This window comes from Mycobacterium sp. 1245499.0, assembly GCF_001673615.1.
In the GTDB taxonomy this organism is placed as follows: domain Bacteria; phylum Actinomycetota; class Actinomycetes; order Mycobacteriales; family Mycobacteriaceae; genus Mycobacterium; species Mycobacterium europaeum_A.
Genome location: NZ_LZMG01000125.1, coordinates 1 through 6,298 on the forward strand (window position 1 = coordinate 1; position 6,298 = coordinate 6,298).

Annotated in this window: 6 protein-coding genes; 3 read left to right on the forward strand and 3 right to left on the reverse strand. The window is 70.6% G+C overall.

The window, feature by feature from the left end:
* Window positions 1-61: 61 nt before the first annotated feature.
* Window positions 62-1,987 carry a 1-deoxy-D-xylulose-5-phosphate synthase gene (gene dxs, locus A5646_RS06095; RefSeq protein WP_066879793.1) on the forward strand — a complete coding sequence of 642 codons (1,926 nt, stop codon included), beginning with the start codon at window positions 62-64 and terminating at the stop codon, window positions 1,985-1,987.
* 52 nt (window positions 1,988-2,039) lie between these two features.
* Here the strand turns inward: dxs and A5646_RS06100 are convergent, their stop codons facing one another.
* The 3 genes from A5646_RS06100 to A5646_RS06110 form a co-directional block, all read right to left on the reverse strand.
* Complete coding sequence (locus A5646_RS06100) at window positions 2,040-3,341, reverse strand: ribonuclease D (RefSeq protein ID WP_067020585.1); 1,302 nt, start codon at window positions 3,339-3,341, stop codon at window positions 2,040-2,042.
* 1 nt (window position 3,342) lies between these two features.
* Window positions 3,343-3,966, reverse strand: coding sequence for a DUF3000 domain-containing protein (locus tag A5646_RS06105; RefSeq protein WP_082972678.1), 624 nt, complete (start codon window positions 3,964-3,966; stop codon window positions 3,343-3,345).
* Window positions 3,967-4,098: 132 nt separating this feature from the next.
* Window positions 4,099-4,893, reverse strand: coding sequence for an enoyl-CoA hydratase/isomerase family protein (locus A5646_RS06110; RefSeq protein ID WP_067020590.1), 795 nt, complete (start codon window positions 4,891-4,893; stop codon window positions 4,099-4,101).
* A gap of 52 nt (window positions 4,894-4,945) precedes the next feature.
* Between A5646_RS06110 and hemE the strand changes: the two genes are divergently transcribed.
* Together hemE and A5646_RS06120 are read left to right on the forward strand one after the other, a co-directional pair.
* A complete protein-coding gene (gene hemE / locus A5646_RS06115) occupies window positions 4,946-5,995 on the forward strand; it encodes a uroporphyrinogen decarboxylase (RefSeq protein WP_067020587.1) in 1,050 nt (349 codons plus the stop codon).
* Window positions 5,992-6,298 (forward strand): NAD(P)-binding protein (locus A5646_RS06120; protein ID WP_156765533.1); only part of this gene is annotated, 307 nt, incomplete at its 3' end. The genes hemE and A5646_RS06120, both read left to right, overlap by 4 nt.

The window sequence follows — 6,298 nt, forward strand, 5'->3', positions numbered from 1 at the left end:
AGCGATGAACGTCGCCACGTTCGTCAGTAGTGTTCTCCACAGCGCTGCGTAGACTGACTGGATGCTGGAACAGATCCGCGGGCCCGCTGATCTGCAGCACCTTTCTGCGCATCAGCTTCGCGATCTGGCCGCCGAGATTCGCGAGTTCCTGATTCACAAGGTTGCTGCCACCGGGGGACACCTGGGGCCCAATCTGGGCGTGGTCGAGCTGACGCTCGCCCTGCACCGGGTGTTCGACTCACCCCACGATCCGATCATCTTCGACACCGGCCATCAGGCCTACGTGCACAAGATGCTGACCGGGCGCGCCCACGACTTCGAAAGCCTGCGCAAGAAGGGCGGCCTGTCCGGGTATCCGTCGCGCGCCGAGAGCGAGCACGACTGGGTGGAGTCCAGCCACGCCAGCGCGTCGTTGTCCTACGCCGACGGCCTGGCCAAGGCCTTCGAGCTGAGCGGACACCGCAACCGGCACGTGGTCGCTGTGATCGGCGACGGCGCGCTCACCGGTGGCATGTGCTGGGAGGCGCTGAACAACATCGCCGCCTCCGGCCGGCCCGTCATCATCGTCGTCAACGACAATGGCCGCAGCTACGCCCCGACGATCGGCGGTGTCGCCGATCATCTGGCTTCGCTGCGGCTGCAGCCGGCCTACGAGCAGGCCCTGGAGAAGGGCCGCGACGCGCTGCGCGCGCTGCCGCTGGTCGGCAGGCTCGCCTACCGCGTGATGCACAGCGTCAAGGCCGGCATCAAGGACTCGCTGTCGCCGCAGCTGCTGTTCACCGACCTGGGACTGAAGTACGTGGGTCCGGTCGACGGCCACGACGAGCGCGCGGTGGAGGCCGCGCTGCGGCACGCCCGCGGTTTCGGCCGCCCGGTGATCGTGCACGTGGTGACCCGCAAGGGGATGGGCTTCGCCCCGGCCGAGGACGACGAGGCCGAGCAGATGCATTCCTGCGGCGTCATCGACCCGGTCACCGGCCAGGCGACCAAGATCGCCGGGCCCGGCTGGACGGCGACGTTCTCCGACGCGCTCATCGGCTACGCCCACAAGCGCCGCGACATCGTGGCCATCACCGCGGCCATGCCCGGCCCGACCGGGCTGACCCCGTTCGGGCAGCAGTTCCCGGACCGCCTGTTCGACGTCGGCATCGCCGAGCAGCACGCGATGACGTCGGCGGCCGGGCTGGCGATGGGCGGCATGCACCCGGTGGTGGCCATCTATTCGACGTTCCTCAACCGGGCCTTCGACCAGATCATGATGGACGTAGCGCTGCACAAGCTGCCCGTCACCATGGTGCTCGACCGGGCCGGCATCACCGGTGCGGACGGCGCCAGCCACAACGGCATGTGGGACCTGTCGATGCTGGGCATCGTGCCCGGCATGCGGGTGGCCGCACCCCGGGACGCCACCCGGTTGCGCGAGGAACTCGGTGAGGCGCTCGACGTCGACGACGGCCCCACGGCGCTGCGCTTCCCGAAAGGCGATGTGGGCGAGGACATCCCGGCGATCGAGCGTCGCGGCGCCGGCACCTCGGGCGTTGACGTGCTCGCGGTCCCGGCCGGCGGCTGCAACCACGACGTGCTGCTGATCGGCGTCGGCGCGTTCGCGCCGATGGCGCTGGCGGTGGCCAGGCGGCTACAGGACCAGGGGATCGGCGTCACGGTCATCGACCCGCGCTGGGTGCTGCCGGTGTCGCCGAGCATTCTCGAGCTCGCGGAGCAGCACAAGCTGGTCGTCACGTGCGAGGACAACGGAGTCAACGGCGGCGTCGGCTCGGCGGTGTCGGCCGCCCTGCGCCGCGCGGAGATCGACGTCCCGTGTCGCGACGTCGGACTGCCGCAGCAGTTCTACGAGCAGGCCTCCCGCGGTGAGCTGCTGTCCGATCTGGCGCTGACCGACCAGGACGTGGCCCGCCGCATCACCGGCTGGGTCGCCGCGCTGGGCAGCGGCGTCGCCGAAGCGGAGATCCGCGAGCACCTCGACTAGTGCCGATGGTGGCGACCCGCTTCGCCCGGCTGCGGCGCGCTCGCGATCGCCACTATTCAGCGGGCTCGGTGCCTTCCGGCGCCTGCAGCGCCTTGGCCAGCACCGGGTCCACCAATTCCCGCTGCCACGGCCGGGCCTGGCCGGCGCGCAGAAAGTTCTCGACGGCGTCGAGCGGATCGGGGGCGGGCGCCCAGTCCCAGCACAGCCGTCGCACCAGGTCCGGTGACACCAGGTTCTCGGTGGGGACGTGGACCCGCCCGGACACCTCCGACAGCGCCGAGCGCGCGGCCTCCAGCCGGGCGGCGGCCTCCGGTTTGCGCCTGCTCCACCGCGACGGCGGCGGCGGGCCGTTCGGCGCTTCGCTGTCGGTGGGCGGGTTTTTGTTGCGCCGGGCCTCATCCAGCGCCGCCAGCCACGTCGCGGCGCTGCGCCGCTGATTGCGCCCCCCGAACACGGGCAACGCGACCAGTTCCTCGACGGTCGTCGGGTTGGCCAGGGCGGCGTCGATGATGGCCGAGTCGGGCAGGATGCGCCGCGGCGCGATGTCGCGGCGCTGCGCGATCCGGTCGCGGGTCAACCACAGTTCGCGCACCGCGGCCAGGCCACGCTGATCGCGCACCCGATGGATGCCCGACGTCCGCCGCCACCGGTCCCGGCGCGTGGCGGCGCTCGGATCTTTCGAACCCACCTCGCGCAGATAGTCGAATTCCTGTGCGGCCCAATCACTTTTGCCCTGCTCGGCCAGCACATCGGCGATCGCCGCGCGCAGCTCGATGAGCAGCTCGACGTCCAGCGCGGCGTAGTTGAGCCATTCGGCGGGCAGCGGCCGTTTGGACCAGTCGGCCGCGCCGTGGCCCTTGGCCAGCCCGAAGCCCAGCAGCCGCTCGACCATGGTGGCCAGGTTTACCCGGTCGAACCCGGCCAGCCGTCCGGCGAGTTCGGTGTCGTACAGCGCCGGCGGCCGCATGCCCACCTCCGCCAGACACGGCAGGTCCTGATCGGCGGAGTGCAGGATCCATTCGTCGCTGCCCAGCACCTCGGCCACCGGCCGCAGGGCCTGGCGCGGGTCGGCGCCGTGGCTCACCGGATCGATGAGCACCGTGCCGGAGCCGGCCCGCCGGATCTGGATCAGGTAGGCCCGGTTGGAGTAGCGGAAACCCGACGCCCGCTCGGCGTCCACCGCGAACGGCCCGTGCCCGCGGTCCAGCCGCTGCGCGGCGGCCTCGATGTCGCCGACGCTCACCGAGATCGGCGGCACGCCTTCGGAAGGGCGCGGCAGCGGGGTGGGCGCCGGGTCGGTGCCCGCGTCGCCGGGCACGCTGCTGCCCGGCCCGTCGGCCGCCGGTTCGCCCATGCTAGGCGCGTGACCGTGAGCTCAGGTCGGTGACTCCAGCGGGTGGTAGGCCCGCGGCGTGCTCCAGCACCTCGCAGAACGCCTCGACATGACCGCCGACCGCGGGTGAGGTCGCGGTCCACGACGCGCGCAGCTCGAGCTGGTGGGCGCGCGGCGGCCCGGAGATGTCTCCATAGCGCACCGATGTGGTGGCGGTGACGGTGCCGCCCAGGGCGACGACTTGTTCCATACGTGACTCCAGTGCCTCGACTAGCCAACTCCACGCTACTTCGGGCAGCAGCGGGTCAACCGCCTCACTGGGGTCGAGGTCGGCCTGGATGTAGGCGACCATGCGGATGGTGCCGTCCCACGCGTCGGCCCCCTCGGGGTCGTAGAGCAGGATCAGCCGGCCGAAGGCGTCGCCGTCGGAGCGTTCGGGAATGATGTCGCGGTCGGGATGTTTGACCTCGGCGCCCAGGGCGTAGCTGTGGGGAGCCAAGCGTTGCGGCGGCCGGATGGGACCCAACTCGATCTCCGGCCGCACGACGACGGCGTTCATCGCCGCTACCGCCTCGCGGAAGGGGGCCGGTTCGGATGAGGTCACTTGGCGCCGCTCCTGTCCATCCCGACCGTTCTGCGTCGTCACGGCACGGGTCACAGGGATCGACGGTAGACCCACAGCCCGACACGCCGCGACAGGCGCGCCGCGTTTCAAACCCGCCGCGACCAAGCCGTTACCGGACCTCCACCAAAGCTATATGTGCAGCTCAGACGGCGCTCAGCGGGTAAAACGCGCGGGACGTTTCTCGCGGTGGGCCGCCAGGCCTTCCTGCACGTCGGGGCCGCTGAAACTGAGGAATTCCAGGCCCACCGAGGTCTCGAAGGTAGGGCCCATCATGCGATACCAGTGGTTGAGGCTGCGCTTGGTCCACCGGATCGCGTTCTGTGCGCCCTGCGCCAGGTTCTCGGCGATGCGGCTGGCGGTGGACAGCACGTCGTCGTCGTCGACGCAGGTGGACACCAGCCCGATCCGCTCGGCCTCCTCGCCCAGCAGCGTCTCGCAGGTCAGCAGGTAGTACTTGGCCTTGGCCATGCCGACCAGCAGCGGCCAGCAGATCGCGGCGTGGTCGCCGGCCGCCACGCCGAGCTTGGTGTGCCCGTCGATCAGCTTCGCGGTGCGACCCGCCACCGAGATGTCGGCCAGCAGGGCCACCACCAGGCCCGCGCCCACCGCCGGCCCGCGGATCGCCGACACGACGGGGGTGTCGCAGTTGATCATGTTGTGCACCAGGTCGCGGGCCTCGCGCATGATGCGGAGCCGGCCCTCGTAGTCGTTGATGGTCTCGTCGATCAGGTCGAAGCTGCCGCCGGAGGAGAACGCCTTGCCCTCGCCGCGGACCAGGACGGCGCGCACCGCCGGGTCGCGGTCGATCACCGGCCAGATGTCGGCGAGGTCGCGGTGCATCTGCGGGCCGACCGAATTCAGGCCGGGGGAGTCCAGCACCAGGGTCAGCACCCCGTTGTCCCCGAGCTCGCGGCGCAGGCTTGGAAACTCGTCGTAGTTGACTGGCATCGGGTTGATGTTACGCAACCGGCCATCGGCCCCCATGGCAGCATTGAGGCTGATGAGTACTCGCCGCGACCTTCCCGAGTCGCCGTATCTGGCGGCCGTGAGCGGGCGCAAACCCAACCGGGTGCCGGTGTGGTTCATGCGCCAGGCCGGTCGCTCGCTGCCCGAATACCGGGCGCTGCGGGCCCAGACCGACATGCTGTCGGCCTGCTTCGACGCCGAGTTGGTCTGCGAGATCACCCTGCAGCCGGTGCGCCGCCACGACGTCGACGCGGCGATCTTGTTCTCCGACATCGTGGTGCCATTGCTCGGGGCGGGCATCGACCTGGACATCGTCGCCGGGGTGGGGCCGGTGATCGAGTCACCGGTGCGCACCGCTGCCGACGTTGCCGCCGTCAAACCGCTTGAGCGGCAACGGGTTCAGCCTGTTTCCGACGCGGTGTCGCTGCTGGTGTCCGCGCTGGGCAACGTCCCGCTGATCGGCTTCGCGGGCGCGCCGTTCACCCTGGCGTCCTATCTGATCGAGGGCGGCCCGAGCCGTAACCATGCGCGCACCAAGGCGATGATGCTGGCCGAGCCGGAGACCTGGCATGCGCTGATGGAGAAGCTGACCGACATCACGGTGGGTTTCTTGCGGGTGCAGCTGGAGGCCGGGGTGGACGCCATTCAGGTGTTCGACTCGTGGGCCGGGGCGCTTTCCCTGGCGAACTACCGCACCTACGTGCAGCCGCACAGCGCCCGGGTATTCGCCGCCTTGGCCGACTACGGCGTCCCGATGACCCACTTCGGGGTCGGCACCGCCGAACTGCTGGGCGCGATGTCGTCGGTCGGCGCGAACGTGGTGGGCGTCGATTGGCGAACCTCGCTGCCCGATGCGGCCGCCCGCGTCCAACCCGGCACGGCGTTGCAGGGCAACCTCGATCCGGTGGTGGTGTTGGCGGGCTGGCCGGTAGTGGAACGCGCGGCGCGCGCGGTGGTGGACGACGGCCGGCGCGCCATCGATGCCGGCGCCGCGGGCCACGTCTTCAACCTGGGCCACGGTGTGTTGCCCGAAACCGATCCCGGTGTGCTGACCGACCTGGTGTCGCTGGTCCACTCCCTATGAGTTCCCCCTCGTATTGCGTTGTGGGGGGTGGTATTTCGGGCCTGACGGCGGCCTATCGGCTGCGCGCGGCCGCCGGCGACGGCGCGGCGATCACGCTGTTCGATCCGGGTGACCGGCTCGGCGGCGTGCTGCGCACCGAGCCGGTCGGCGGACAGCCGATGGATCTGGGCGCCGAGGCATTCGTGCTGCGCCGCCCCGAAATGCCGGCGCTGCTCGCGGAGCTGAATCTGACTGAGCGCCTGCGGGTTTCGACCGGCGCACGCCCACTGATCTACAGCCGCCAGGAGTTACGGCCGCTGCCCG

Excerpts from the sequence above, each read along its gene's own strand:
- dxs (WP_066879793.1), top strand. The coding sequence starts at position 62 with ATGCTGGAACAGATCCGCGGGCCCGCTGATCTGCAGCACCTTTCTGCG.
- A5646_RS06100 (WP_067020585.1), bottom strand. The coding sequence starts at position 3,341 with ATGGGCGAACCGGCGGCCGACGGGCCGGGCAGCAGCGTGCCCGGCGAC.
- A5646_RS06110 (WP_067020590.1), bottom strand. The coding sequence starts at position 4,893 with ATGCCAGTCAACTACGACGAGTTTCCAAGCCTGCGCCGCGAGCTCGGG.
- hemE (WP_067020587.1), top strand. The coding sequence starts at position 4,946 with ATGAGTACTCGCCGCGACCTTCCCGAGTCGCCGTATCTGGCGGCCGTG.